Annotated in this window: 16 protein-coding genes and 1 tRNA gene; 10 read left to right on the plus strand and 7 right to left on the minus strand. The window is 40.0% G+C overall.

The annotated features are described in order from the left end of the window. Positions 1 to 198 precede the first annotated feature (198 nt). Together OXU73_00850 and OXU73_00855 are read left to right on the plus strand one after the other, a co-directional pair. Positions 199 to 2,739, plus strand: coding sequence for a hypothetical protein (locus OXU73_00850; GenBank protein ID MDD9867866.1), 2,541 nt, complete (start codon positions 199 to 201; stop codon positions 2,737 to 2,739). 384 nt (positions 2,740 to 3,123) lie between these two features. Continuing rightward, positions 3,124 to 8,871, plus strand: coding sequence for a hypothetical protein (locus OXU73_00855; GenBank protein MDD9867867.1), 5,748 nt, complete (start codon positions 3,124 to 3,126; stop codon positions 8,869 to 8,871). Between the two features lie 298 nt (positions 8,872 to 9,169). Here OXU73_00855 and OXU73_00860 read toward each other — a convergent pair. After that, a tRNA-Leu gene (locus OXU73_00860) sits at positions 9,170 to 9,253 on the minus strand. A gap of 143 nt (positions 9,254 to 9,396) precedes the next feature. On the opposite strand from OXU73_00860, the gene OXU73_00865 reads away from it, so the two are divergent. Then, entirely contained in the window at positions 9,397 to 10,389 is a 993-nt protein-coding gene (locus OXU73_00865; GenBank protein MDD9867868.1) for a ParB/RepB/Spo0J family partition protein, read from the plus strand. A 15-nt stretch (positions 10,390 to 10,404) separates the two neighbouring features. Here OXU73_00865 and OXU73_00870 read toward each other — a convergent pair whose 3' ends face one another. Then, positions 10,405 to 12,021: an HD domain-containing protein gene (locus OXU73_00870; GenBank protein MDD9867869.1), complete on the minus strand. Its 1,617-nt coding sequence runs from the start codon at positions 12,019 to 12,021 to the stop codon at positions 10,405 to 10,407. A gap of 2 nt (positions 12,022 to 12,023) precedes the next feature. After that, positions 12,024 to 14,186 carry a type I DNA topoisomerase gene (topA, locus tag OXU73_00875; GenBank protein MDD9867870.1) on the minus strand — a complete coding sequence of 721 codons (2,163 nt, stop codon included), beginning with the start codon at positions 14,184 to 14,186 and terminating at the stop codon, positions 12,024 to 12,026. A gap of 437 nt (positions 14,187 to 14,623) precedes the next feature. On the opposite strand from topA, the gene OXU73_00880 reads away from it, so the two are divergent. The 3 genes from OXU73_00880 to OXU73_00890 are packed head-to-tail and all read left to right on the plus strand — an operon-like array spanning position 14,624 to position 17,086. After that, positions 14,624 to 16,603 carry a DNA topoisomerase subunit B gene (locus tag OXU73_00880; GenBank protein ID MDD9867871.1) on the plus strand — a complete coding sequence of 660 codons (1,980 nt, stop codon included), beginning with the start codon at positions 14,624 to 14,626 and terminating at the stop codon, positions 16,601 to 16,603. A gap of 14 nt (positions 16,604 to 16,617) precedes the next feature. Continuing rightward, positions 16,618 to 16,749 carry a hypothetical protein gene (locus OXU73_00885; GenBank protein MDD9867872.1) on the plus strand — a complete coding sequence of 44 codons (132 nt, stop codon included), beginning with the start codon at positions 16,618 to 16,620 and terminating at the stop codon, positions 16,747 to 16,749. 10 nt (positions 16,750 to 16,759) lie between these two features. Further along, positions 16,760 to 17,086: a hypothetical protein gene (locus tag OXU73_00890; GenBank protein MDD9867873.1), complete on the plus strand. Its 327-nt coding sequence runs from the start codon at positions 16,760 to 16,762 to the stop codon at positions 17,084 to 17,086. Here OXU73_00890 and thrS read toward each other — a convergent pair. Both thrS and dnaE read right to left on the minus strand, forming a co-directional pair. Next, positions 17,057 to 18,649 carry a threonine--tRNA ligase gene (gene thrS, locus OXU73_00895; protein ID MDD9867874.1) on the minus strand — a complete coding sequence of 531 codons (1,593 nt, stop codon included), beginning with the start codon at positions 18,647 to 18,649 and terminating at the stop codon, positions 17,057 to 17,059. The two genes, OXU73_00890 and thrS, sit on opposite strands and share 30 nt — an antisense overlap. A gap of 47 nt (positions 18,650 to 18,696) precedes the next feature. After that, the gene (gene dnaE / locus OXU73_00900) at positions 18,697 to 21,831 is read right to left on the minus strand and encodes a DNA polymerase III subunit alpha (protein MDD9867875.1); all 3,135 of its coding nucleotides are present in this window, start codon (positions 21,829 to 21,831) and stop codon (positions 18,697 to 18,699) included. Between the two features lie 30 nt (positions 21,832 to 21,861). On the opposite strand from dnaE, the gene OXU73_00905 reads away from it, so the two are divergent. Genes OXU73_00905 through rnc form a run of 4 tightly spaced genes read left to right on the plus strand, consistent with a single transcriptional unit; the run spans position 21,862 to position 24,515 of the window. Further along, entirely contained in the window at positions 21,862 to 22,515 is a 654-nt protein-coding gene (locus OXU73_00905; GenBank protein ID MDD9867876.1) for a ribonuclease HII, read from the plus strand. 27 nt (positions 22,516 to 22,542) lie between these two features. Next, on the plus strand, positions 22,543 to 22,860 hold the full coding sequence (rpmF, locus tag OXU73_00910) for a 50S ribosomal protein L32 (protein ID MDD9867877.1): 318 nt from the start codon (positions 22,543 to 22,545) through the stop codon (positions 22,858 to 22,860). A gap of 25 nt (positions 22,861 to 22,885) precedes the next feature. Further along, positions 22,886 to 23,812 carry a transcription antitermination factor NusB gene (nusB, locus tag OXU73_00915; protein ID MDD9867878.1) on the plus strand — a complete coding sequence of 309 codons (927 nt, stop codon included), beginning with the start codon at positions 22,886 to 22,888 and terminating at the stop codon, positions 23,810 to 23,812. Between the two features lie 13 nt (positions 23,813 to 23,825). Next, on the plus strand, positions 23,826 to 24,515 hold the full coding sequence (gene rnc, locus OXU73_00920) for a ribonuclease III (protein ID MDD9867879.1): 690 nt from the start codon (positions 23,826 to 23,828) through the stop codon (positions 24,513 to 24,515). Between the two features lie 13 nt (positions 24,516 to 24,528). Here rnc and OXU73_00925 read toward each other — a convergent pair whose 3' ends face one another. Both OXU73_00925 and OXU73_00930 read right to left on the minus strand, forming a co-directional pair. Continuing rightward, entirely contained in the window at positions 24,529 to 24,996 is a 468-nt protein-coding gene (locus OXU73_00925) for a hypothetical protein (GenBank protein ID MDD9867880.1), read from the minus strand. Between the two features lie 98 nt (positions 24,997 to 25,094). Then, positions 25,095 to 25,436 (minus strand): hypothetical protein, encoded by a 342-nt coding sequence (locus OXU73_00930; protein MDD9867881.1) that lies wholly within the window; start codon positions 25,434 to 25,436, stop codon positions 25,095 to 25,097. Between the last annotated feature and the right edge of the window lie 206 nt (positions 25,437 to 25,642).

Raw genomic sequence — 25,642 nt, forward strand, 5'->3', positions numbered from 1 at the left:
AATAGAAGCGAGTGAAACGAGCGAGCCCGTTAGGGCTATAGGTTCGGTGCTTTTTCTTAGCGAATGAAATGAGCTTAGAAAACAGTTTCATCTGCCTTGCAGATGAAAAATCCCACTCACCCCACCCCCGCTTGATTTATATAACAAGGTGCTGTAATGTAAATAATATATAAATTGTTTAAAATCAAAAAATATATTATGTCCCTCACAAAAAACCAAAAAGAAGAAACAAACAAGTTTCAAGGAATGAAAGCATTGCTAACACTCGCCATACTTGCAACCATTTTCACTATACACATAGGCTTTTCTTATGCAGATGCTCAAAGTGCTAGAGAATTTGTCCTTGATTTGTCCAATACAAACGGTATTCAATTTTTTGAAGAATCGGGGACTCCAAATGATGGTGTTGTGACACCAGAATACTTAAAGAACACTGGCATAAGGGTCAGTCTATGTAGCAGATTTTCTGAAGATCCAGAAAAAAGATTGGGCTATTTTATAGGACTTGATCCACACGGAGGTAGATATTATGTTTCACAAAATCATAGAGACACAAGCAGAACAGACTGTCCAAGTGGCTATACTGCGTATTCTTTCACCCAAAGAATTTCAAATGTAACAGAAGGACCTAATAAAATGTATGTAGCCCAATTTTCCCTTGCAAGCGGTTCGAGATTTCCTCAAAGAATGTTGACACCTGAATATAGTCTTACTATTGCCCAAGAGACAGAACAAACACCCGCACCAACCATCACGGCGATTGCTGTTAGTGAAACTAGATTCTCCTGTGTCACTGGTAATTTCTTTTATTACACTCCTTGGAGCGATGATTGTCCAAGAATTACAGATGGAGGATCAACTTCTAATAGTGAGATAGTGTTTATCTTAGGTTGTCGTCCAAGCAGAGCAACAGGTGGTCTAGATGTATATGTTAATGGGACAAAGGTTCGTACTGGTGGTCTTAGAAATGTGTCAAACAAAAACTCAAGAGCAAATGAATATGCTTGTCCTACGGCAACCAGTGTCAGTGGTTCTGCAGTAGATTATCACATAACTACTTTGGAGAAGATATATTCACCTGGAGAATACAAAATAGAGGTAGCAGAACCAGGTAGCAGTCAAAAATCAAACGCAGTGACAATCACCATAGACAAAACAACACCAACAATCACAGGAACAGTTCCAACAATTGAAGGTAATCTACTACCTGTTCCCATTACAGTCACAGACAATGTTGGTGTTAGAACAACTGCATCATGGTTTCTACACACACGCAGCACTTGTCCAACCACGGAATCGTCATACACCAACACATTCACATTAGGTGGCACCGTAAAAAACAGGACAGGAACAATAAGAGTAATAAAACAAAAATCTGCAACACATCTTTGTGTTCGTGCTGAGGACACTGCAGGAAATACCTCACATAGATACATAGGTCATATCCCTAAGGGGTTTAACGCAACAACAACACCAATCACTGGGCTTGATCGTCCCCAAGGCATTGCGATAAGTGGTAACCACGCCTATGTGTTTAATCGGAATAACACTCTTTCTATAATCAATATATCAAACGCAACAAGTCCTACAGTGGTGAGTAGCCCATCAATAACAGGGCTTAACCGTCCTTATGGAATTGCCATAAAAGGAAACTATGCTTATGTTGTAAATCGTAAGGGCAACACACTCTCCATACTTAATTTATCAAACGCAACAAGTCCTACGGTAGTGGGCAATCCAATATCAATCACCGGGTTTAGTAATCCCCAAGGTATCGCCATAAAAGGAAACTATGCTTATGTTGTAAATCGTAGTGGCAACACTCTTTCTATAATCAACATATCAAACGCAACAAGTCCTACAGCGGTGAGTAGCCCATCAATCACAGGGTTTAATAGTCCTTATGGAATCGCCATAAAAGGAAACTATGCTTATGTGACAAACATAAACAACACACTCTCCATACTTAATTTATCAAATGCAATAAGTCCTACAGTAGTTGGCAACCCAATATCAATCACTGGATTTGAGCGCCCTCAAGGTATTGCGATAGCAGGTGACTATGCTTATGTTGTAAATCGTAGTGGAAACACACTCTCTATACTTAATTTATCAAACGCAACAAGTCCTACGGTAGTGGGCAATCCAATATCAATCACCGGGTTTAGTAATCCCCAAGGTATCGCCATAAAAGGAGGTTACGCCTATGTGACAAACACAACCAACACAATTTCTATCATTAATGTATCCACAAACACAACGCCGCCAGACACCACGCCAACCATCACAGCGATTGGCGTGTGTCCTGGCGAGACGGGATCGGTGGCACCTTGGTCTTCTGATTGTCCGAGATACACAGATGGACAGCAAGCAAATAAATTGTCGTCAATAAATGGACGACGGATTAATTACAATAGAATTGTATATATCTTCGGATGTCGTCCAAATGGATCGGAAACTACAACAGGCAATCTTGATATATACATAAATGATGTAAAGGTTAGAACAGAGGGAGATAGGACTGATATAACAAACATAAACCCAACAGCAACAACTGAAAAAGCTTGTGATGGTGTGGGTAGCGTCACGGGTAGAGGTAATGGATACCACATAACATATCCGAGTGACTGGAATACAGAAAAAACCCCAGGAACATACAAGATACAAGTAGCAGAACCAGGTAGCAGTCAAAAATCAAACGCAGTGACAATCACTATTATAAATAGAACATTGCCCTAGAGTTGCCCAACCAATAATTAAGGCATTAATATAGAGCCAACCACACCAAAAACCCACACAAACCCCCTAAAAAGTTTTCCACACAAAATATGCAAGGATAGGGGGGGGGGGGCAAGCCATTTGAGATAATATACAACATAGGTACTAACCGAAGAAGGTGTTTTGTATTAAACGCAGTCTTGAAAAATAAAATCCAAGAGCACTAATTAATTGGATTGATAAAAGCACTAATTATTACACAACTAACAAGCGAAAGCTTTTATCTTGTCATTAATTAACAAAAAATTACAAAGAATCCTAAAAATTAAGGGGTGTATACATTTTGTATGCAAATTACTCAACTAACTAATTAATTAACAAAGCTCTTAAAACAAACAAATTATTATGTCTTACTTAAAAAACACGGAAGAAACAAACAATTTTCACGGAATGAAAGCAAAAATAGCATTTACTATACTTGCAGCCATTTTCACTATACACATAGGCTTTTCTTATGCACATGCTCAAAGTGCTAGAGAATTTGTCCTTGATTTGTCCAATACAAACGGTATTCAATTTTTTGAAGAATCGGGGACTCCAAATGATGGTGTTGTGACACCAGAATACTTAAAGAACACTGGCATAAGGGTCAGTCTATGTAGCAGATTTTCTGAAGATCCAGAAAAAAGATTGGGCTATTTTATAGGACTTGATCCACACGGAGGTAGATATTATGTTTCACAAAATCATAGAGACACAAGCAGAACAGACTGTCCAAGTGGCTATACCGCTTATTCTTTCAACCAAAGAATTCCAAGTGCAACAGAAGGACCTAATAGAATGTATGTAGCCCAATTTTCCCTTGCAAGCGGTTCGGGATTTCCTCAAAGAAGGCTGACACCTGACTATAGATTTACCATTGCCCAAGAGACAGAACAAACACCCCCAACACAACAACAAGAGCAACCAGCACAACAACCAGCACAGCAACCAGCACAACAGCCAGCGCAACAACCAGCACAGCAACCAGCACAGCAACCAGCACAACAGCCAGCGCAACAACCAGCACAGCAGCAACAATCAAACACACCAACCATCACATCAGTCGCCTTCGGTAGCGATTCTTCTACTTGTCATGAAGGCAACAGAGGTTCCTATGCTTGGGCTAGGAACAATTGTTCAAGACTCACAGACGGACAATCAACTACTAACAATAGGATTGCATATATCTTAGGATGTCGTCCTACTGGAACATCGGGCAACCTTGATGTATACATAAATGATGTAAAGGTCACTACAGGAATTGAAGTAAACTATCATCCCAACAAAAACCCAACAAAAAATGAATATGCTTGTCCTTCGGCAGGCAGTGTTGAAGGTGCAGGAAAGGGATATTATGTAATCGTTGTGGTTGGTCCTGGCACAAGACAGTTTTTCCCAACACCATTACAAGGACAAAACAGAATACAAGTAGCAGAACCAGGTAGCAATCAGAAATCAAACACCATCACGGTGAATATTGGTCAGACATCATCACTGCAATCAGCACAGCAACCAGCACAACAGCCAGGAAACACAGATAATGCGCCAGTAACAGAACAAAGACAAACTCAGACACAGACACAGACAGCAACTCAAACCCCACAAGGGAACAGAGAACCAGCAGACATAACAGATACATCACACACAACAGGCATCAGATTTTCTGAAAAATCTGGAGTTCACAATGACGGACTTCTTGATTCCGTGAAATATGCAAGAACAGTGGGAATAGAGGTGAGTTTATGTAGCAACTTCATCTCTTCATCGGAGAACGAACAATTAGGATACAACATCACAGTAAATAGTAATGGAAGCAACTACACAATATCACCAGGAACAAGATATAGAGACACAAGCAGAACAGACTGCCCAAGTGGATACACAGCTTATGTATTCCCACATCGCACTTATGTAGCAAGAGAAAACACAGACAACATTTTGACAGTCAGTCACTACCAGCGACTACCAGGTGAAAGATCTCGTTACAAATACAATTATCAAGGCTTAGGTTCAAATACACAATACACATTTAGAATTGGTCAGCCAGTTGCCACACCCACATCACAAACACACACCCTCACGGTAAATCTTCCAAGAGCATCTTTTGAAGAAAATGAAGGGGTTGTTTATGTGGTAGTTAATGAAAAAGGTAGCACAGTTGCAACTGGGTCTATAAATTCTATACATTGTGGTAATAGCAGACGATGTTCTGTGGAACTTCCATCAGATAGCTTTGAAATGCTTTATGCATACACTTATGACACCAGTTTTTTGAGCGATTTTTATGCTCAAGGTGGTAGGTCTTACGAGCCATTATATAAGGAATGGTATAGAAATTTTGCATTAGAGAATGGTTATTACCCAATACCCTTACTCTCTTATAGCACTTCTGGATTACATCCAAGTGAAAAAATTCTTAGCACTGGATTTGATGATACTGGGGTTCATGTTATCAACATAAACAGTATAGAAAAGCACACAAAAGATAGTTTATCCATATATTTGGATCGTGTCTTTGGAAACCCCAGAGAAGGCCTTGTTGGTGTTTCTATTCATCCAAGTGATGTGTATAAAGATGGATTTATAGGAACAGAAGTCCTTGATATAACCTGTAGAAGAGAGAATGGTAGAGAATATCCGACTTATTGTAGAACAGAAGTTCCTATAGGACATGAGGCATTTATTGCTTATGTTAAGAATAAAAATGTAGCACAAGCATATCTCAAGATACACAAAAGATTGGATGCAAACTTTTTTGAGCAAAACATACAGGGAAATGAATTACCCGTGTCAATAATCCAAAAATGTAATCTTAATAGACCATATTCAGTAAGCACAGGTGGATATAGGACAGAAGTGTGTTCTATTGATGAAAATGAATTTGTTCGTGGTGAAGCATCTATAACTATAGACGGCGTTCAAGGAAACTACCTAACCTCAACCCCAGATGTAGAAAGAGGATTATTAGATGTTTACTTGAAACCTATTCTTGGTGAGATTGTATCGATAGACAAATCTTCTTATTTAGGTGAAATTGAACTTGAGGCAGATAATCAAGATCTTGAAATTGATTCAATTCACCTTGAGATTACCTCACCTTCAACAAATGCAGATGCATCAATCAGAAGCATTAGCCTTTATGATAACCCTTTTGATGAATTACCAGTTGCGTTTGGGTTAGTAACATCACAAACAGTAGAACTTGATTTAAGAGGCTTTGAAGTTTCTGCTGGTGAAAGAAAAACATTAGCAGTTTGGGCAAAACTGGAAGGAATTGATAGGAGTTCCACTGGAACTCCAGGGGGTTTGGTTGAAGTTAGAATTAGCGATGAACCCAACAATGGTGTTAAGGGTTTTGAAGTGTCGGATGCTTATGGAGCCCTTGGAGCAGATAATATTTATGGAGTGGTTGAGGGTGATTTGGTGGGAAGTGTCTACACACACGCATCATACCCAAGATTCGAGCAAATAAGTGTGGGCAGCACACTTGATGGCGGAAGAGATGATGTTTATGGATTAAGGGCGTATGCAGTATATGGTCCGACATCATATGGTCCGACATCACTTAACAAATTATCATTCAACATCTCTGGAAGAGGGGGTGGAAATCTTAGGCTTGGCGAAGCGAAGCTGTATGCTTATGAGTCAAAAGGAACATCAGAACCTGTAAACACAATAAATGATGATGGTCTTCTTAATGCGATAGGAGTTCCTGCAACTTCAAATACCCAAATTACATTTGACGAACCATTGGTAATTGATGGTGCTGTCTACTTTGTTCTCCGACTGGAGGGCATAAGTGGCTTAGAAGAAGATAGCAGTGTAACAACCTACTTGTTGGGAGACGATGGTGAACCATCAGATACAGCACGCACAGCAAGTTCTGTAGGAGACAATAACATTGTCTGGTCTCCACATTCAAGGGGATTATCTTATGTCGCAACGACAGAAGAAGATTGGTTTAATGGCGCAGGCGTAGTCCCTGATAATTTTGGCTCCTCTCCTCGTTCTCAGACGGTGATAACTACTTCTAGTGACCGCAATCTTCAAGTCAGTTTTGCAGCACTTGCAGATAGAGATATAATTCTTGGTACTGATGATACTAGTGATGTTGAGGTAGCGAGAATTCTTTTTGACGCATCAAACTCTATTAATGATATCTTAGTAAAAGACATTGATATCCAGTTCAAGAGAATAAGTTCAGGTGGAGACCTCTATGCCTTTTTTGGATGTTATCTTGTGCATGAAGGAGATGGAATAAGCAGAAATATACAAGAATTTGTAGGAGTTACTGACACAGTTCAGTTTAGTTTCTTAAATCACGGTTTGAGGATTCAAGCGGGCAATGACGAGGTCGTTTCTCTCATTTGTGATGTTGACAACGGCTATGATGATGCGGCAGGTACATACCGTATTGATCAAAGCGGTAGCAGTGGAGGTGTAACTTATGAGAAAATAGGGACGAACGGAAAAATAAAGGCTATTCCTTTCAGAAGTGGAGTAGGCCCTGTCTTGACCGTTATTGATGATGATGAACCAGAACCTTCACAACTTACAGCCTTTCGGTCTTACGGTATCGCAATAAGAGGTGACTATGCCTATGTTACAAACTATAACGATAATACACTCTCTATAATTGACATATCAGACAATGATATATCAGGAGGGGATGTGACGATAAGTCCACGATCATTCCCTGGGTTTGATGGTATATTTGATGGACCTGTTGGTATCGCAATAGAAGGTGATTATGCTTATATTACGAATTATAATGAAAACGATGGCGCACTCACCATTATTGACATATCAGACAATAATATAGAAAAAGGAGATGTGAGTATAATAAGTAATGCCGATGGGTTTGATGGTGTTTTCTATCAAGCTACTGGTATCGCAATAAAAGGCAACTATGCTTATGTTGTAAATCATGGTGGTAGCACGCTTGCCATTGTTGATGTGTCAGACTCTCATATAGCAAAGGGGGATTTGACAAGTCTACAATCATTCCCTGGGTTTGATGGTATATTTGATGACCCATTTGCTATTGCAATAGACGGTGATTATGCTTATATTACAAACTATGACAATGGCGCACTCACCATTATTGACATATCAGACAATGATATAGAAAAAGGAGATGTGACGACAGTTCCACAAGAAATTACTGGCTTTCGCGGACCTGCCGGTATCGCAATAAGGGGTGACTATGCTTATGTTACAGATCTTGACATCAACACACTCTTCATTATTGACATATCAGACAATGATATATCAAGAGAAGATGTGACGATAAGTCCACGATCATTCCCTGGGTTTGATGATATATACAACGGACCTACCGGTATCGCAATAAGAGGTGACTATGCCTATGTTACAAACTATAACGATAATACACTCTCTATAATTGACATATCAGACAATGAGATAACAAAAGGGGATGTGAGATCAGTTCTTATTGTACCTTATTTTGGTGATAGGGGCTCCGCAGGTTCTCTTGCGACCGTTCCAGATTCTGAACCTATTCAGACTGTCGCAGTTGGCGATGGGTCAGTGTTAAGAGCCGTAGTACGAGATGAAGACCTTGATGATGATTCAGCAGTTCAGCAGAGCGAATCGTTTTCTGTCGCAGAGGCTTCTTATGTATCACCAGCTCAAAGAAGGTCGGCACAGCAGTATGAGAGGGGATTGTTTGGTGGCAAGGTTCCAGTAGCGAGAGCATCAGCAGATGTTCAGGAGTCCTTGAGCCTTCCTAAAGCCGCAACCGACACTCCTACAATAAACAATGTTTGTATCGGAAGGAGTTTTGAGGGTTGTGTGAGTTACAGAGGAAGTGGTGTTGTCGTTCAGTCAAAACACATTGCAAAAATATCAGGATGTGCTTCAGAGGGCGACAAGATAACCATATACAACAACGGTGAGGTTGTTGCATCAGGAGATGCAAAGAAAACCAAAAATCCGATTGTCTGTGATGATCCTACAAGAAGCTCACACTACACACTGACACTTTGGAAAGACGCACAAGAACCAGGCGTGTACTCCTTCACAGCACAAGCAAAACAAAACGGAGTAAAATCAGAAAAGACAGAAGAATTTATCGTAAATGTCCAATAAAAGTTTGTAAGGACAAAACACCCGCCACGGTAAAGCGTGGCGGGTGTTTATTTGTGCGAGTTGCGTCAGCGAGTGGCAAAGCCACGAGCGTTAATAAATAGAAGCGAACAAAGTGAGCGAGTGCCGAAGGAGGGGGTCGGCGTAAAGTTTCTAGGCTCGCTATTACTCGCCAAGAACTTCCTGCCCGGGCTCACATCGTACTCGTTTCACTCGTACATCGCTCCGCCTTTCTCCCCCCAACGCAAAGCAAAGCCGTTTGCTTTGCTCCTCCGCCACAATTTAATTAAAAATTAAATTGTGCCGAAGGAGGGGGTCGAACCCTCACTCCCTTGCGGGAATACGATTTTGAGTCGTACGCGTCTGCCAGTTCCGCCACTTCGGCAATTATCTATATAATACTACTTTTCCTCTCATAGTGCTATAAAATTGTGCTTGATAAGACGCAAGCGTCTGCCACCAATTAATTCTTCGGATCACCCCCACAATTCCTCCATAAACAAAAACTTTAATGATACAATGGAATATATGATGGTTCCAGAAGAAAAAAACGCGATATATTGGATTGAGGTTGATAAGATAGTTCCTAATCCTTATCAACCGAGAACTGAATTTAATGACGAGAAAATCAACATTCTTTCAGAGTCCATAAGGCAGTATGGTGTTTTGCAACCTATAGTTGTGACTAAAAAAGAAGTGCCAAGAGAGGACGGTGGCTTTGATGTTTCTTATGAGTTGATCGCAGGTGAGAGAAGGTTGAGGGCGTCAAAATTGGCTGGTCTTAACAACATCCCTGCGATAATAAGGATGGGTTCTCATACTGAGAAATTAAAACTTGAATTGGCGATAGTAGAAAATTTACAGAGAGAGGATCTTTCACCGGTTGATAGGGCGAAGGCATTTAGACAACTTGCGGAGGAGTTTGGCTTAACGCACAACGCGATTGCGGAGAGAGTGGGTAAGAGCAGGGAATACATTTCAAACAGCTTGAGATTGCTTTTGTTGCCAGAGGATATGCTAAACGCAATGATGGCAAATGATATAAATGAAGGTCATGCACGGCCTTTGCTTATGTTGCAGGGAAGGGGAATTGAACAGCAACATCTTTTCCAAGAAATAATGAAAAAGAAGTTGACGGTGCGAGTGGCGGAGAAGTTGGCGCGAAGAATTTTAAGTCCAACACAAAACATGGCAAGAAGGGGTGTGTCACTTGATATACAAAACTATGAGAGAAGGCTTACAGATATGCTTGGGACAAGGGTTCACATTGAGACGGCAGATGGCAGTGACGGAAAGATAATGATTGACTTTTTCTCACGGGATGATTTGGATGAGATAGCGCACAAACTCTCGACAGAAACCCTTACAACACAAGAAAATGAAGAGCCAGAGGGTTCAGAGGGCGGCAATGAAAATAACAATGAAAATGAAAATGAAAATAAAAGTGAAAATGAAAACAGGGAAGAGAAGAAGGGGTCTGATGATGAGGATTTGTATTCAATAAAAAATTTCTCTATTTAATTTAATTTAATTTAATTAATTCAACTTTGATAAATTTAATTTTCTGAGGGATGCTCTTATTATCCTTTTTGCTGCGTTTGTTTTCACCATATACAGCCATTTTTCATTAACAGTGGGTGTCTTTTTTGTTATTATCCTCACAATGTCACCGTTTCCTAATTGTGTTTTTAGTGATGACATTTTTCCATTTACTATTGCACCTATCGCGTGGTTTCCTATGTCTGTGTGTAGTGCATAAGCAAAATCAAGCGGTGTTGAGTAATGTGGCATGTCAATAACTTCATTTTTAGGCGTGTATATAAAGATTCTTTCATTAAGAAAATCAAGAAATGGATCTTCCTTTTTCTCAACTTTTTCATCCTCTTCATCAAATATGGAGGACATTTTTTTTAGCCATATCGGAGTAGATATATTACTGTTCACTTTTATGGGAACTTTCTTTTTTGAAAGAAGTGTCCTTATGAAATCAAAAGATATGTTTTGACCTATGGTCCCCAGTGCTTTTTCTTTGTATGAGAAATGAGATGCTATTCCGAATTTAGATATTAAATCCATCTCCTCAGTTCTTATCTGAAACTCAAACAATTTTCCGTGTGTTAATATCACGGTGTGAAGGCTTTTATAACCATTTGGTTTTGGGGTGGCGATGTAGTCTTTTATTGAGTTGGGGATGGGAGTCCATATGGAGTGAACTATACCCAGCACTTTGTAACAATCTTCTATTGTCTTGACTATCACCCTAAGCGCGAGTATGTCTTTTATGTTGTGTATATCGCCACCTTTCTTCTGCAATTTTTTGTAAAGGCTGTAATTACTTTTTATGCGCCACTCAGTTCTGAAATCTGTTGCCTCAACCCCTTTTTTAACAAGTTGTTTTTTTAATGTCTTTAATATGTCTTGCAGATATTTCACCCCTTTTTCTTCTATGTTTAGCACTTCGCTTGAGTAAATCCCGTCACTTGATTCCAATGAAGATATCGTGTTTAGCGTGGATGTTCTTTTCCTTATTATGTCCTGTATATTTTTATGTTCGTTTGGTTTGAGGTGTAAAAATGCCAGATCTTCAAGTTCTGATTTTATAACCTGTATTCCGAGCCTGTCTGCCACTGGGATATACACATATTTTGTCTCCTCCGCTATGCGCTTTCTTTTTTCTTCTGGGAGATGTTGAAGGGTTCTCATATTGTGCAATCGGTCACACAGCTTGATTATTATCACGCGGATGTCCATTGAGGTTGCGACAAAAAGTTTCTGCAGACTTGATATGTGTCTTTTCAATCCGCGATATTTCACGCCCCCAAGATTTGAGACGCCTTTCACAAGGAACAATATATCTTTACCAAAATTTTCTTTGATGTCTTCTTCTGTTGCTTCTGTGTCTTCAAGCGTGTCGTGCAGAAGGCAAGCGGCGATTGTGATGCAGTCCATGTTTAGTGACGCAAGTATTCTTGATGCCGCTATCGGATGTGTTATATATTCTTCTCCAGATTTTCTTTTTTGCCCTTTGTGAAACTTTTTAGAGAATTCGTATGCTTTGTGAATAAAATCTATTTCCTCGTCTTTCAGATAATGAATATCTTTTTTTAATTCCTCAATTCCGTCATTTTTAGTTGTTGATATGTTTTGTTCCATTTTTATTTAATTTTGTGTGGGTTATGATTCTCACATTGCTTGTCGCTACATCTTTCGGGAATTGTCTTCGTCCCTTCCATCATAAGTTTTTTACACAGCTTGCATTTTTTTCCGGTTGGTTTTGCCCTCATAGTAAAAGAGCAGTCAGGGTAATTTGAGCAACCGAAAAATGGACCAAATCTTCCTTTCCTCTCTATTATATCCCCATCACCGCATTCCACACAAGCCACACCCGTTTTCGCTTTCTCAAGCGCGTCTTCGTCTGGCTTTATAAATTTACACTTTGGGTAATTCTCGCAACCTATAAACTCGCCATATCTTCCTTCTCTTTTTATCAAACCACCTTTTTTACACTTCGGACATTCCTCTCCGGTTGGCTCTGGTTTTTTCGGCGCTTTTCCGTCTTCAGAAAGAAGACCCTTGCAGTCCGGAAACCTTGAGCAACTCAAAAACACGCCATTTCTGCCGAGCCTTTTTACCATATTTTCGCCACACTCTGGACACTTGAACTCGTCAGGCGCATCGCCAAGGACTGTCACTTTGTCAATATTTTCTTTGTTTTCTAATGATTTCATAAATGGTTTGTAAAATTCGTTTAATAATTTGATATATTCTTGCCTTCCAAGAGCTATCTTATCAAGCGCGTCTTCCATGTGCGCGGTAAATGAGTCGCTTGTGTATTCTCCAAAATGAGAATTAACGAAATCATTAACCAACTCTCCTGTAACTGTCGGAACAAGCGCTTTGTTCTCCTTCTCCACATAACCCCTCTGAAGCAGCGTCCTTATTATCGCGACATAGGTGGATGGTCTTCCTATATCCCGTGCATTGAGTTCTTTCACCAGCCCTGCCTCTGAATACCTTGGGGGAGGGCTTGTTTCTTTCCTCTCACTCTTAATACTATCAAAGATCAAATCCTGTCCTTTTTCAAAGCCAACAATTTCTACATCATCACCTCTTCCTTCTTTGTCCGCGAGCGTCCATCCGTCCTCTATCGTTTTACTTCCGTTAATAACAAAGTGGGGCATCGCCTTGTCCTCAGTTCCACACATCACTCTTGTTCTCATAACAGTAAAGGGTATCATCTGTGACGCAAGCGTTCTTGCAAGGATAAGTTTATACAGCAATTTTTCATCTTCAGTTTTTCCTACAGATATTTTTGATGGGTTGGTTGGTCGGATGGCCTCATGTGCTTCCTGCGCCACCTTGCTTTTTGTTTTGTATACTGTCTGTGAATATTTATCTGCTCCAAATTGTTTTGTTATCGCTTTTTTGATTTGCTCGTGGGCAAGTTTAGACAAGTTGATGCTGTCCGTCCTCATGTATGTTATATGACCCCCTTCATAAAGTTTTTGTGCGGCACGCATGGTTTTTGCCGAAGAAAATGACAACCTCGTGTTCGCTGCCTGTTGTAGTGTAGAGGTCATAAACGGTGGGCGAGGGTTTCTCTTTGCTTCTTTCATTTCTACATCCCTGACAGACCAACTGCCAGTTTTCGCCATCTCTAAAATTTTCTCCATCTCCTTTTTTTCTTTTGGCTCTTTTTTACATACGGTTTTAAACTTCTTTCCTTTCTTTGTTTTCAGGTCCGCCTCTATCGTCCAGTACTCAACTGGTTTGAATGCTCTGATTTCCTTTTCTTTTTCCATTATTATCCTTAAAGCAGGGGACTGAACGCGCCCAGCAGAGAGCCCGTATCTTACTTTTTTCCATACCAGTTTGCTAAGCCCATAACCAAACAACCTATCAAGCACTCGTCTCGCCTCCTGCGCCTTTCTTAAATTTATATCTATGTCTCGCGGGTTTTGTATCGCATCATCAATCGCTTCTTTTGTTATCTCGTGAAACACAATCCTTTTTGATTTTTTTGGTTTTATAACTTCTTTTATATGCCACGCGATTGCCTCTCCCTCTCTGTCGGGGTCAGTCGCAAAAAATACTTCAGTTGCTTTTTTATTTAACTTGCTTAGTCTTTCTATAACTTCTTTTTTCTCTTCGGGAATTGTGTAGTGGGGGACATACCCAGCATCAATATCAATAGCACCCTTCTCACTTTTTGGTAAGTCGCGTATGTGTCCTACGCTTGCCTCCACCTGATACGGATCGCCAAGATATTTTTGTATGGTTTTTGCCTTTGCAGGTGATTCTACGATAACAAGTTTCATAACTATAATATATGAGTAAGCATAAAACTTTGTCAAATATAGCCAAAAAGTCGCCAAGTTTTATACACAATAATAATCAGAATCCCATTGACACCATCCACCAAAATGCTATATTTAAATTAGGCTCACATAATTAATTCAAGTGAGCAAATTGTTCTTAACCAAAGCAACAAGGTTTGATTTTGGTTAGTGCCCAAAGTAATCAGCCATTTTTTTCAAGGAAGAAACAAATATGGGTGTTTCCTCCGACAAGCTGTTCATTTAAAATAGATTAAATCGAAACAGCGACAGGCTTTGGTACGCTTTTAAGCTAGACTCTCTTTCATTGAAGGTTACTATACTAGAATAGATCCACTTTGAAAGAGGGTCTTTTCATTTTTATATATCACCAAAAACATTTTTATTTTTAATACTGGCGTGGTATAATATATGTAAATATGGCAGAAAATAAAAAGAAACAGGACCAGGATTATGGTGCAAAAGATATAACAGTTCTCAAGGGTCTTGAGGCAGTAAGAAGACGACCGGGAATGTATATAGGAACAACGGGAGATGCAGGCTTGCATCAGCTTGTTACTGAAGTTGTTGATAACGGTCGCGATGAAGCGATGGGAGGTTTTGCAGATCGCATTGAAGTTGTTCTTTTACCAGACAGCACCGTAAGAGTTTCTGACAACGGAAGGGGAATACCAGTTGACATACACTCTGACACAAAAGTTTCTGCACTTGAAACAATAATGACAACCCTACATGCAGGAGGAAAGTTTGGCGGAAAGAGTTACACAGTGTCGGGAGGATTGCACGGCGTCGGTGTGTCTGTCGTGAACGCACTTTCAATAGAAACAGAAGCGATTGTTTATCGTGATGGGGGAATATATCAGCAAAAATATAAAAGAGGTGAGAGAATTGCAAAAGTAAAAAAAATTGGAACAACAAAATTAAACGGCACGGTGATAACCTTCAAACCCGATTTTGAAATAATTGAAACAAAAGAATTTAACAAAGACACCATAACCACATATTTAAGACAGCAAGCATATCTGGTGAGCAACTTGAGAGTAACACTCATTGATTTAAGAGAGTCAGGTTCTCTACTGAAAAAAACAAGTACTGAAGATTTGTTTTGGGAGGAGTTTAAGTTTGAAGTTCCAACCGAAACATATTTCTTTGAAGGTGGCATCAAGTCTATGGTTCGCTTTTACAACAAGCAGCATAGAATCGTGCATGAGAACATATTTCACACTTCCGCGAAACAGGGAGATCAAGAGGTTGAAATCGCCTTTCAATATGTGGATGACATACAGTCAAAAATCCTCACCTTCGCAAACAACATCCACACCCCAGAGGGCGGAACACATCTCACCGGTTTCAAGTCCGCTTTGACCCGCGTTATGAACTCTTACGCCAAAGAAAACAAGATATTCAAGTCGGCAGAGGGCAGTTTTACGAGTGAGGATGTATATGAGGGCTTGACAGCAGTCATCTCGGTAAAACTCCCAGAGGTTCAATTTGAAGGGCAAACAAAGGCAAAATTGGGTAGCACAGAGGTCAGAAAAGTGGTTGAAACCCTGTTTGCCAAGTCCCTCTCTGAATTTCTTGAAGAATATCCAACTGAGGCAAAATCCATCACGAAAAAACTTCTCTTAGCATATGATGCGAGAAGGGCAGCGAAGTCCGCAAAAGACAGCGTCCTCAGAAAAGGGGCATTAGAAGGTTTCACACTCCCTGGAAAACTTTCTGATTGTCATACAAGAAACCCAGACGAAGCAGAGTTGTTTATAGTGGAGGGGCAGTCGGCAGGTGGAAGCGCAAAGTTGGGAAGGGACAGAAGAACCCAAGCCATCTTACCCCTAAAAGGAAAAATTTTGAATGTAGAAAAAACCCGTTTGGATCGCATGTTAGCATCAGACGAAATAAAATCGCTTGTTATATCTCTTGGAACCGCCATTGAGAGTTCATTTGATTCCTCAAAACTTAGATATGGAAAAATAATAATCGCGACAGATGCAGATGTTGATGGCGCACACATAAGAGCCCTACTCCTCACCCTTTTTTACAGACACTTTAAAGAATTGATAGAAAATGGAAATGTATATATCGCACAACCTCCTTTGTTTAAGATACAGCAGGGAAAAACAAAAGTATATGCCTTCTCTGATGAAGAGCGAGATAAAGTTATAGCAAAATTAGAAAAGAAAGGAAATGTGTCCGTGCAGAGATACAAGGGTCTTGGAGAGATGGATTACTCAGAGTTGTGGGAAACAACGATGAACCCTGAAAATCGCGTCTTGCTAAAAGTAAAAATAGCAAATGACGATGAAGCAAATGTTGTATTTGAAACCCTTATGGGAACCGAAGTAGGACCAAGACGGCTTTTCATCCAGTCAAACGCAAAATATGCTACATTAGACATATAAGTTATAATTTTTATATGGATATAGTAAAAATAATATTAGTGATTGCAGTTATAGTATTGTTTTTGGGACACTTAAATCAAGCATTACTCATAGACGACATAGACCACAGATTAGGCTATTTTGAGCAGGAGCAGGAACAGGAGTAGTGGAGAGATTATGGATAAAAACCAAAAAGACCACACCATAGAAATAATTTTGGTTATTTTCGCGATTATTGTTCCACCTATCACGATTTTCCTCAACGACAGGGGTTATTTTCCTGATACACTTTCTTTCGTCCTTGTGATGACTTCATTAGCAATACTCTTTATTGTGGTCGTGATGATTTTTGTATGTTGTCTTTTGGCACCTATTGATATGTGTAAAGATAAAATAGCCAAAAGCAAAACCAAGAAAGAGAAAATTATTGGCCACTCTTTATTAATCGGTTATATTTTGCTGGCTATCTTGATTTTATCTTTTGGAGTAGTATACCTCCTTTAATTTCTCCACACACTCTTTAAGACCGAGTGTCTGCTTCTCTCCCTCGCGAGATTCAATAGTTAAATCGCCACTCTCCATCTCCTTATCTCCAATTATTATGTAATAGGGGACATTCTCATCTTTAGCTTTGTATATCTTCTTTCCAAGTTTATTGTCGCTGTTGTCGGTTTCTGCTCTTATCCCCGCACTCTTTAACTCATCTGCCACCTCATTTACTCTTGCCACCTGTTTTTCAGACACAGAGATAACCACGACCTGAACAGGTGAGAGCCAAAAAGGGAAGTTGCCTTCAAAATTTTCAATAAGAATTGCGATAAACCTTTCCAGCGAACCAGTTATTGCACGATGAATTAATATAGGATGTTGTTTCTTTCCCTCATTGTCTGTATAGAAAACATCCAATCGCTTTGGTATGTTGAAATCAAGCTGTATCGTTGAGAGTTGTTGGTTTCTTCCAAGAACATCTTTGAAAATAAAATCTATCTTTGGTCCGTAAAACGCCGCTTCACCTTCTATTTTTTTAGGCTCACCGAGACCCGCTTTTTGCGCCACGCCCATCAAAATATCTTCCGACTCATCCCAAATCCTATCATCCCCAAGATATTTCTCTTTGTGATTCATATCGCGGACAGAAACAGTCATATTACAACTCTCTATGCTGAACATACCAAGTCGCTCATAAAATTCTTTAATCATAAGAACACACCTCTCCGCCTCCTCTTTTATCTGATCTTTAGTGCAGAAAATGTGTCCGTCATCTTGTGTTATGCTCAAAACCCTTGAAAGACCCAACAACTCACCTGGCTGTTCGTTCCTATATACAGAAGTTATCTCAGAATACCTTACAGGAAGATCCCTATAACTTTTGGGTGAAGAATTATAAATCTGGCAGTGATGAGGGCAATTCATTGGCTTGATCACCATATCGCCATGCTTCTTATCTTTTATGAAAAAAAGATCTTCTGCAAATTTATCAGTATGACCTGATTTCTCATACAACTTCGCTTTTGCAAGGTGGGGGATACACACCCTTTTATAACCAAATTTATCCGTTATCTTGTTCAACTCTTTTATCAAAGCGTCCCTTATCGCTGTTCCTTTAGGTGTAAAGAGGGGAAGACCTGGTCCTATCAAATCTGAAAAAGCGAACAAGTCCAACTTAGTGCCAATTTTCCTGTGGTCTCTTTTTTTGCCCTCCTCCATCATTGCCTTAAACTTATTAAGTTCTTCCATTGTCTCTTGCGCATACCCATATATCCTTGTTAATGTCGGCTTGTCATCAGTCGGGTTTCTATGAGCCGCTGCGACACGGACAAGATCAAAACAATCTGATGTAAACGACCAACCCATACCAACACAATCAATACCATCCTTCATTTTTTTATTTATGCCAGCAAGATCTTTTTCAGAAATAGATTCACCTTTCTTCAACTCAATATCATAATAAAAACCATCCTCATCAGTTCCACCACCAACAAAATCTGCATCCTCATATAACGACCTCAGCGTTTTCTCAAGGATTGATATAAGATTTCTTTTTATTCTTTCAATATCTTTACTCATTATTATTCCATTGTATCATTTCACACCTGCCTCTGCACACCCCAACACTACTGCGGATCAAGAATCTCTTCCGCCACAAAAGATACCAAATCCCTGTTCCTCCTCATCCTTCCGCGAACCCAAATACTCCGATGTGGCGATATAAACTCCTCAAATTTTTCATAAGAATCTGGAAAACACGCACATTCAATAAAAGACTCCTCATCCTCAAGCAAAAGAACCGCCATCCTCCTGCCATCCCTTGTTCTCCTGTAATTAACCATCCCAATCGTCCCCAATATAAGAGTATTTTTTCCTTCCACAAGGTCCGATATCTTTGGCAAATCTTTACTCTTAGGAGACTCCCTATGCTTAAAAAGGGGATGACCAGACAAATAAACACCAAGTATCTCTCTCTCACGGAAAAGTTTCTCCTCATCATTCAAATCCGCCTTATTAACAAGTTTTATCTCTTCCTTGTTATCAATCTCAAACAGCGTGTTTTGGTTCGGAGAGATATTACTAATTTCTTTTTTAAACTCCAACAAACTCTCCATATTCGCAATCAAATCACCCCTATCACCAAAATCATCAAGACAACCAGAATAAATCAACGCCTCCAAATTTTTCTTGTTTATCACCTCCCGCGGCATCCTACTCATAAAGTCCGTGATTGTAATATACTTACCACCACTCTTTCTCATACTCACAATAGCCTCCGCCGCATTATCCCCAAGATTTTTTATTGAAAGAAGTCCAAACCTTATCCCGCGACCACCACCACCATCCTCCGTCTTTTCAGTGTCAAATTTAAGACCACTCAAATTAATGTCTGGTCTTATTATAGGAACCGACAACTTGCGACACTCCGCGATATACTCCGTTATCTTGTCTATATTTCCAGAGTCACTCGTCATACAAGCCGCCATGTAGTCCGCCGTGTAGTGTGTTTTTAAATAAGCAGTCTGGTAAGATATCTGACCGTAAGACGCAGCATGCGCTTTACCAAAACCATAACCCTGAAACGGCTCAGTCATTGACCAAACATATTCCGCCTTCTTCTCTGACAACTTAGAGTGCTTCATAATACCCTCAATAAGTTTCTTTTTCTGCTCCCTCATCAGCGCAGGAATCTTTTTACCTATCGCCTTTCTCAACATATCCGCCTCAAGCCACGAATACCCAGCAAGCTCAATCGCAGTCATCATAATATCCTCCTGATAAACCCAAAGCCCATAGGACTCCTTCATATATTTCTCCAAATTGGGATGTATATACTCCACCTTTTTTCTCCCATGCTTCCTGTCAATATACTCAGGAATAACCTTCATAGGACCCGGTCTCAAAAGTGCGATCATTGCGTTTATGTCGTGTATGCTCTTTGGCTTCAGTTTTCTAAGGTAGCTTTTAACCAAATTTTTTATCACACTACCACTAAACTGAAACACACCGACAATATTTCCTTTTGTAAACATCTCAAAAGTATCCTTATCATCAAGAGGAATTTTTGAAAGATTTACCTTCTCACCACAATTTTTTTCTACAAGACGAAGCGCCTCAGCAATAGCAGAAAGTTGCGTAATACCAAGAAAATCAAATTTCAACAACCCAGCCTCCTCAATAGAATACATATCATACTGAGTTATAACTTTATTTCCTTCTTTCGTATCAAACTGAAGCGGAACAAAATCCGTTAGGGGAGTGGGCGCGATCACAACACCACCCGCATGAATTGAAATATGCCTTGCATTACCCTCCATCCTTCTCGCAACATCAACAATTCTCTTCACCTCCTCGTCACTATCATACAACTCCTTCAACTCCTTTGACTCCATCAACGCATCTTTTATATACATAGGGAAACCCTGTTTCTGAGGGGGAATAAGCCGCGCAATCCTATCCCCAGATGTATAAGAATAACCAAGAGCCCTCGCAGTGTCACGCACAACAGCCCTCGCAAGCATCGTTCCAAAAGTTCCAATCCGCGCAAACTTCTTTTTACCATACTTCTCCTTAACATAATTCAAAATCTCCTCCCTCCTATCATCCTGAAAATCAACATCAATATCAGGCGCAGAAGGTCGCTCTGGATTTAAAAACCTTTCAAAAGGAAGTTTGTACTCAAGCGGATCCACATTCGTTATCCCAAGCAAATAAGAAACCAAAGAACCAGCAACAGACCCCCGCGTGTTTGTTATTATCCCTTGCTCCTTCGCAAAATGAAAAATATCTGCAACCACCAGAAAATAAGGGGTATAACCCTTGCTTATTATCACATCCAACTCATAATCAATCCTCTTTTTCACAACCCCATCCACCTTCATCCCCAACTCCTTCGCCCCCTCGCTCACCCTCTCTCTCAATGCCCCCACAATATCACCCTCAACATCAGGAGTAGGGAAAGTCCATTTACCAAGTTCAATCTCAAGATTACAATTATCCCTTATCTCATCATTTGATATACACGCCTCTGGAATATCATCAAACAACTCCTCAAACACCTCCTTCTTAACCATTGATAAATCCGTCTCATTAAGTTCATCATCATAAAAATCCATCGTGTTCTGTATATTCAACAAAACATTTTTTCTCACCAACCCATCACCACTCTCCAAATAATAAATCATCTTCTCCGCCACCATCGGAATATCAAGACTCTTAGAAAAATTTATCATCTCCTGCCGCCTCTCCACATTCTTCGTATCCTTCGGCTCAACACCAAGATACAACCTACCGGGAAATATCGCCCTATACTCCCTTATCAAATCCTCCCTCTTACCTTTCTCCGTCACAGTAATCTCACTATTCAAATACGGCATAACCGCGATAACATCATCCCTATATTTTTTTAACAACTCCCTCGTAGTGATAGGGTACTTATCTAAATTATTTAAGTTCGTCTCAGTCACAAGATCTATCAAATTGTGATAACCCTTCACATTCTCAGCCAACAAAATAATACGCGGATACTTCTCAATCTGGTTTCCAAAACTCACAGGCGGCATATAGCAACACACACCTATTATCGGCTTGATACCCTCATCCTTACACGCCTTATAAAACTCAATCGCCCCATACAAATTCGCATCATCCGTAAGCGCAAGGCACGAATAACCATTTTTTTTCGCAGCCCCAACCAACTGCTTTATTTTTGGCAGCGCCCGTAGTAAACTGAAATGACTATGATTATGGATTAGTGTCATATAGAATATAATAAACTAATTTTACAATCTATGCGAACCACACTTAAAAAAGGCAACGAAGACTTTATAATAGGCGTCGATGAAGTCGGCAGAGGCGCAGTCGCAGGACCAGTAGCAGTCGGTGCCGTTTTGATGACCGCAGACACATACCACAATTACCAAACCGAATGGGACACCCTAAGAGATTCTAAAAAACTCACCCAAAAGGGCAGGGAAAAGTGGTGCGAATACATCTCAGCCAAAATCGCAGAAAACACAATGCTCGCAAAATGCTCCCAAGTCCAAGCAACAACAATAGACAAAATAGGAATAGTAAAATCCGTATCCCAAGCCGCCAACAAATCCATATCAAGCCTCCTACCAACCCCCACAACAACCACAACCCCCAACACACCCACCAAAAAGGGAATAATACTCTGTGATGCAGGCATAAAAATCAAAAAACCCGCAAAATATCAGGTAATAAACATAATCCGTGGCGACGAAAAAGAGCCAATAATAGCCCTCGCATCCATCTGGGCGAAGGTATTTCGCGACAAATTGATGCTCAAACACTCAAAAAATTTTGACAACTACGGCTTTGACAAAAACAAGGGCTACGGGACAAAATCCCACCTGGAAGCGATAAGAAAAAACGGCACCACAATACACCATCGGACCTCTTTCCTAAAAATGTATTTCTGATATAGTTATGGTATAATTCATTTGCATATGTCATCAAGAATGAGACTTACAAAATCAAAGACAAAAATGAGGCGCTCTCACAGTGCGCTTAAAACTCCTTTGGTTTCTGTGGACTCAGAAGGCAATGAACACATCAGCCACCGAGTATGCCCAACAACAGGCAAATACAAAGGCAGGCAAGTCTTCAATCCAAAAGTCAAAAAACCAAAAAAGACAGATGCAGATGATGTCTCAACAACAGGAACAGCAACGGCAACAGGAACAGACACAGCCAGCAAAGAAACCCAAAAAATAGTTGAACCATCACTTACTTCAGAGGAATTTGAAAAGGACTCAAAAAAATAAAAACTTCGTTTTTAAAATTTGATCCATGACAAGCAGGCGTTCAGCACGCATCATAATACTACAAACACTCTTCGCATTAGATTCAAGGTCTATATGGACCCTGAAGGAAGTGGAAGAAGTGTACAAAAACACCATCACCGAGTTTAACGCAGAGGAAGAAGAAGAAACAGAAACAGAAGCAGAATCAGAGTCATCCTACTCCTTAGTCCTTTTGCGAGGCGTGATAGAAAAAAAAGAACAAATAGATTCCATAATAGAAAAAAGCACACCAAACTGGCCCCTTGAAAAAATTTCCATAGTAGACAGAAACATACTCCGCATAGGACTCTTTGAACTCCTATTTGGAAAATCTTATGATGTCCCCGAACGCGTAGCACTCAACGAAGCCATTGAAGTAGCAAAAAATTATGGAGGAGAAAAAAGCGGAAAGTTTATCAACGGCGTTCTCGGTTTTGTATATCGCGAACTGGGAGAACCAGGCAGAGCAGAAATAACAGAACAAGAAGAAAAAAATACAAAAGTAAAAAAAACAGTAGGCGCGATGATCTCCGCCATGCGTGACAACGAACCAGTCTTTGCGATGGTCTACGACATGTTCAACAAATGGACATTATCAAAAGGCTCACTAAAAGAAGGAGAAAACCCCGAAGACGGAATCCTACGAATCATAAAAGAAGAACTCGGAATAAAAGTAGAAGTCCTTTACAGAATAGGGGAGAACTCATACATCGCAAACGACCCAAAAGACGGACGAGTAAGAAAAGAAGCCATCTACTTCCTTGTCCGTAGCGACTACACACCCCTAAAACTAAAAGAAGACTGCGGACTCAACGACGCACGCTGGTTTACAGGAGCAGAACTGGAAGAACTCCTCCTATACAAAGATATGAAAAAAATAATCCTCGCCTCCTCAAACGAAATCATATCAAAACACGCACAAAACAAACAATAAAACAAAAAGAAGTATGGAACAGCAACTAAACAATTTTGAAAACAAAATTGGCTACACATTCAAAAACAAACTACTACTAAAAGAATCACTCACACACAGCTCCTATGTCAACGAACACAAAAACCTTGAAGTCCGTGACAACGAAAGACTGGAATTTCTTGGCGACGCCGTCCTGGGAGTCGTAATAAGCGATTTTTTATATAAAAAATACCCCAACTCAGAAGAAGGAGACCTATCACTATACCGCTCAACACTCGTAAAAACAGAAACACTATCAAAAATAATCCTCGCCTTAGGAATAGAAAGCGTAATCATGCTCTCAAAAGGACAAAAAGCAGACGGCAAACAACCAATGTCAATATATGCAGGAGTCTTTGAAGCACTCGTAGGCGCAGTTTATCTAGACGGCGGATTTAGTGAAGCATCAAACTTCATAGAAAGATTTATAATCAAAAACGCAGAAACCATAATAGACAGAAACCCACACAAAGACCCAAAAACATACTTTCAAGAAAAAATGCAAAGCGAACAAAACTTCACACCAACCTATGAACTACTAAAAGAAAGCGGACCAGCACACAACAAAGAATTCATCATAGGCGTATTCAACGGAGACAAATGCATCGCAAAAGGGAAAGGCATCTCCAAAAAAGACGGCGAAAAAGCCGCCGCAAAAGAAGCCATCAAAAAAATGGGGCTATAAAGCCACTACATTATTATTTAAACCGATCTTTAAGAGCCGTCCAAGACATCGCAACAATAGCACCACTAAGTGCAAGACCTACAGAATCAAGCACCGTATCAAATGCCGAAACCCCCTCTCTACCATCTAATGCACCAGTAATCAAATCAGGCACCTCCACCAGATAGACATTGACTACATAAATCCCTATATAAATAGCAACAAAAGAAATAACAAAAACAATAGAATACAAAACCCTCCCCCAATTTCTAAGCATAAACATACCAATCCAAGACGCAACACCAACAATCAACAAAATTATTGATATGAAAAAAAGAGCAAGCTCATAATTCATAACCGCCGACACACCAGTCTCAGCAATAGCATCATATTCCTCCTTAGTTAGATTAGAAAAATCATTTCGAACATTAACAAGTGCAGAAATTATAATAAGCACTATATGCGTCAAAATAAGACCTCTAAATAATTTTACTTCATTCATACCCCCATTATAGCATACACACTCACCCAAATGTCAAAGATTGGTATAATAGATAAAAAGAAAATGGGCGGACATCGTTGTCCGCCCAAATTTGGAGATTACAGAAAACAATCCACCAGATTTACCTCCACCCCCAGATTACTCCTCTGTTCCCTAAAAGAAACAAAAGCATCTTCTATCCACCTCGCAGTCTCCCTGGCATCGGTCTTGTCATTGCTTTTTTTGAAACTTGCGAGTGACTCCTCTGCAGCACCCAAACAATCGTTTGCCCATTTAAACGGCAACCGATCTGAATATCTGGTGTTTTCTTTCCTCCCTTGTTTTTCTTTCCTCCCTTGTTCAAGAGTCTCCCACCCCTTCTTCAGTGCTTTAATCCAAGACTCCAAGAACTTCACGCAGTCTGACGAATTGAGCTGTGCTGACTGTTCTCCTTCTCCCATCTCTTCACCTCCTGTTTTGATTTAGAAAGGAACATTACCATCTTTATGTTACACCACACCGCACCAAATGTCAAAGATTGGTATAATGGGTGTGATGAAGAGGCGTGAGGGGGAGGGGAGGGAGTCTCAAAACAAAAACAGCAGGAATATCCTACTGTTTTTGTTTGTCACTTTGTTTAATAACAATGTATACATTGCAGTGTTTA

It is taken from the genome of Candidatus Campbellbacteria bacterium, from assembly GCA_028817035.1.
Lineage (GTDB): Bacteria > Patescibacteriota > Minisyncoccia > Phycocordibacterales > JABAAK01 > JAPPQH01.

What these genes read in the sequence shown, in the direction of transcription:
- OXU73_00865 (MDD9867868.1), top strand. Translation starts at nt 9,397, where the DNA reads ATGATGGTTCCAGAAGAAAAAAACGCGATATATTGGATTGAGGTTGAT.
- OXU73_00870 (MDD9867869.1), bottom strand. Translation starts at nt 12,021, where the DNA reads ATGGAACAAAACATATCAACAACTAAAAATGACGGAATTGAGGAATTA.
- OXU73_00905 (MDD9867876.1), top strand. Translation starts at nt 21,862, where the DNA reads ATGCGAACCACACTTAAAAAAGGCAACGAAGACTTTATAATAGGCGTC.
- topA (MDD9867870.1), bottom strand. Translation starts at nt 14,186, where the DNA reads ATGAAACTTGTTATCGTAGAATCACCTGCAAAGGCAAAAACCATACAA.
- OXU73_00890 (MDD9867873.1), top strand. Translation starts at nt 16,760, where the DNA reads ATGGATAAAAACCAAAAAGACCACACCATAGAAATAATTTTGGTTATT.
- OXU73_00930 (MDD9867881.1), bottom strand. Translation starts at nt 25,436, where the DNA reads ATGGGAGAAGGAGAACAGTCAGCACAGCTCAATTCGTCAGACTGCGTG.
- dnaE (MDD9867875.1), bottom strand. Translation starts at nt 21,831, where the DNA reads ATGACACTAATCCATAATCATAGTCATTTCAGTTTACTACGGGCGCTG.
- OXU73_00855 (MDD9867867.1), top strand. Translation starts at nt 3,124, where the DNA reads ATGTCTTACTTAAAAAACACGGAAGAAACAAACAATTTTCACGGAATG.
- rpmF (MDD9867877.1), top strand. Translation starts at nt 22,543, where the DNA reads ATGTCATCAAGAATGAGACTTACAAAATCAAAGACAAAAATGAGGCGC.
- OXU73_00850 (MDD9867866.1), top strand. Translation starts at nt 199, where the DNA reads ATGTCCCTCACAAAAAACCAAAAAGAAGAAACAAACAAGTTTCAAGGA.
- OXU73_00925 (MDD9867880.1), bottom strand. Translation starts at nt 24,996, where the DNA reads ATGAATGAAGTAAAATTATTTAGAGGTCTTATTTTGACGCATATAGTG.
- rnc (MDD9867879.1), top strand. Translation starts at nt 23,826, where the DNA reads ATGGAACAGCAACTAAACAATTTTGAAAACAAAATTGGCTACACATTC.
- nusB (MDD9867878.1), top strand. Translation starts at nt 22,886, where the DNA reads ATGACAAGCAGGCGTTCAGCACGCATCATAATACTACAAACACTCTTC.
- OXU73_00885 (MDD9867872.1), top strand. Translation starts at nt 16,618, where the DNA reads ATGGATATAGTAAAAATAATATTAGTGATTGCAGTTATAGTATTGTTT.
- thrS (MDD9867874.1), bottom strand. Translation starts at nt 18,649, where the DNA reads ATGAGTAAAGATATTGAAAGAATAAAAAGAAATCTTATATCAATCCTT.
- OXU73_00880 (MDD9867871.1), top strand. Translation starts at nt 14,624, where the DNA reads ATGGCAGAAAATAAAAAGAAACAGGACCAGGATTATGGTGCAAAAGAT.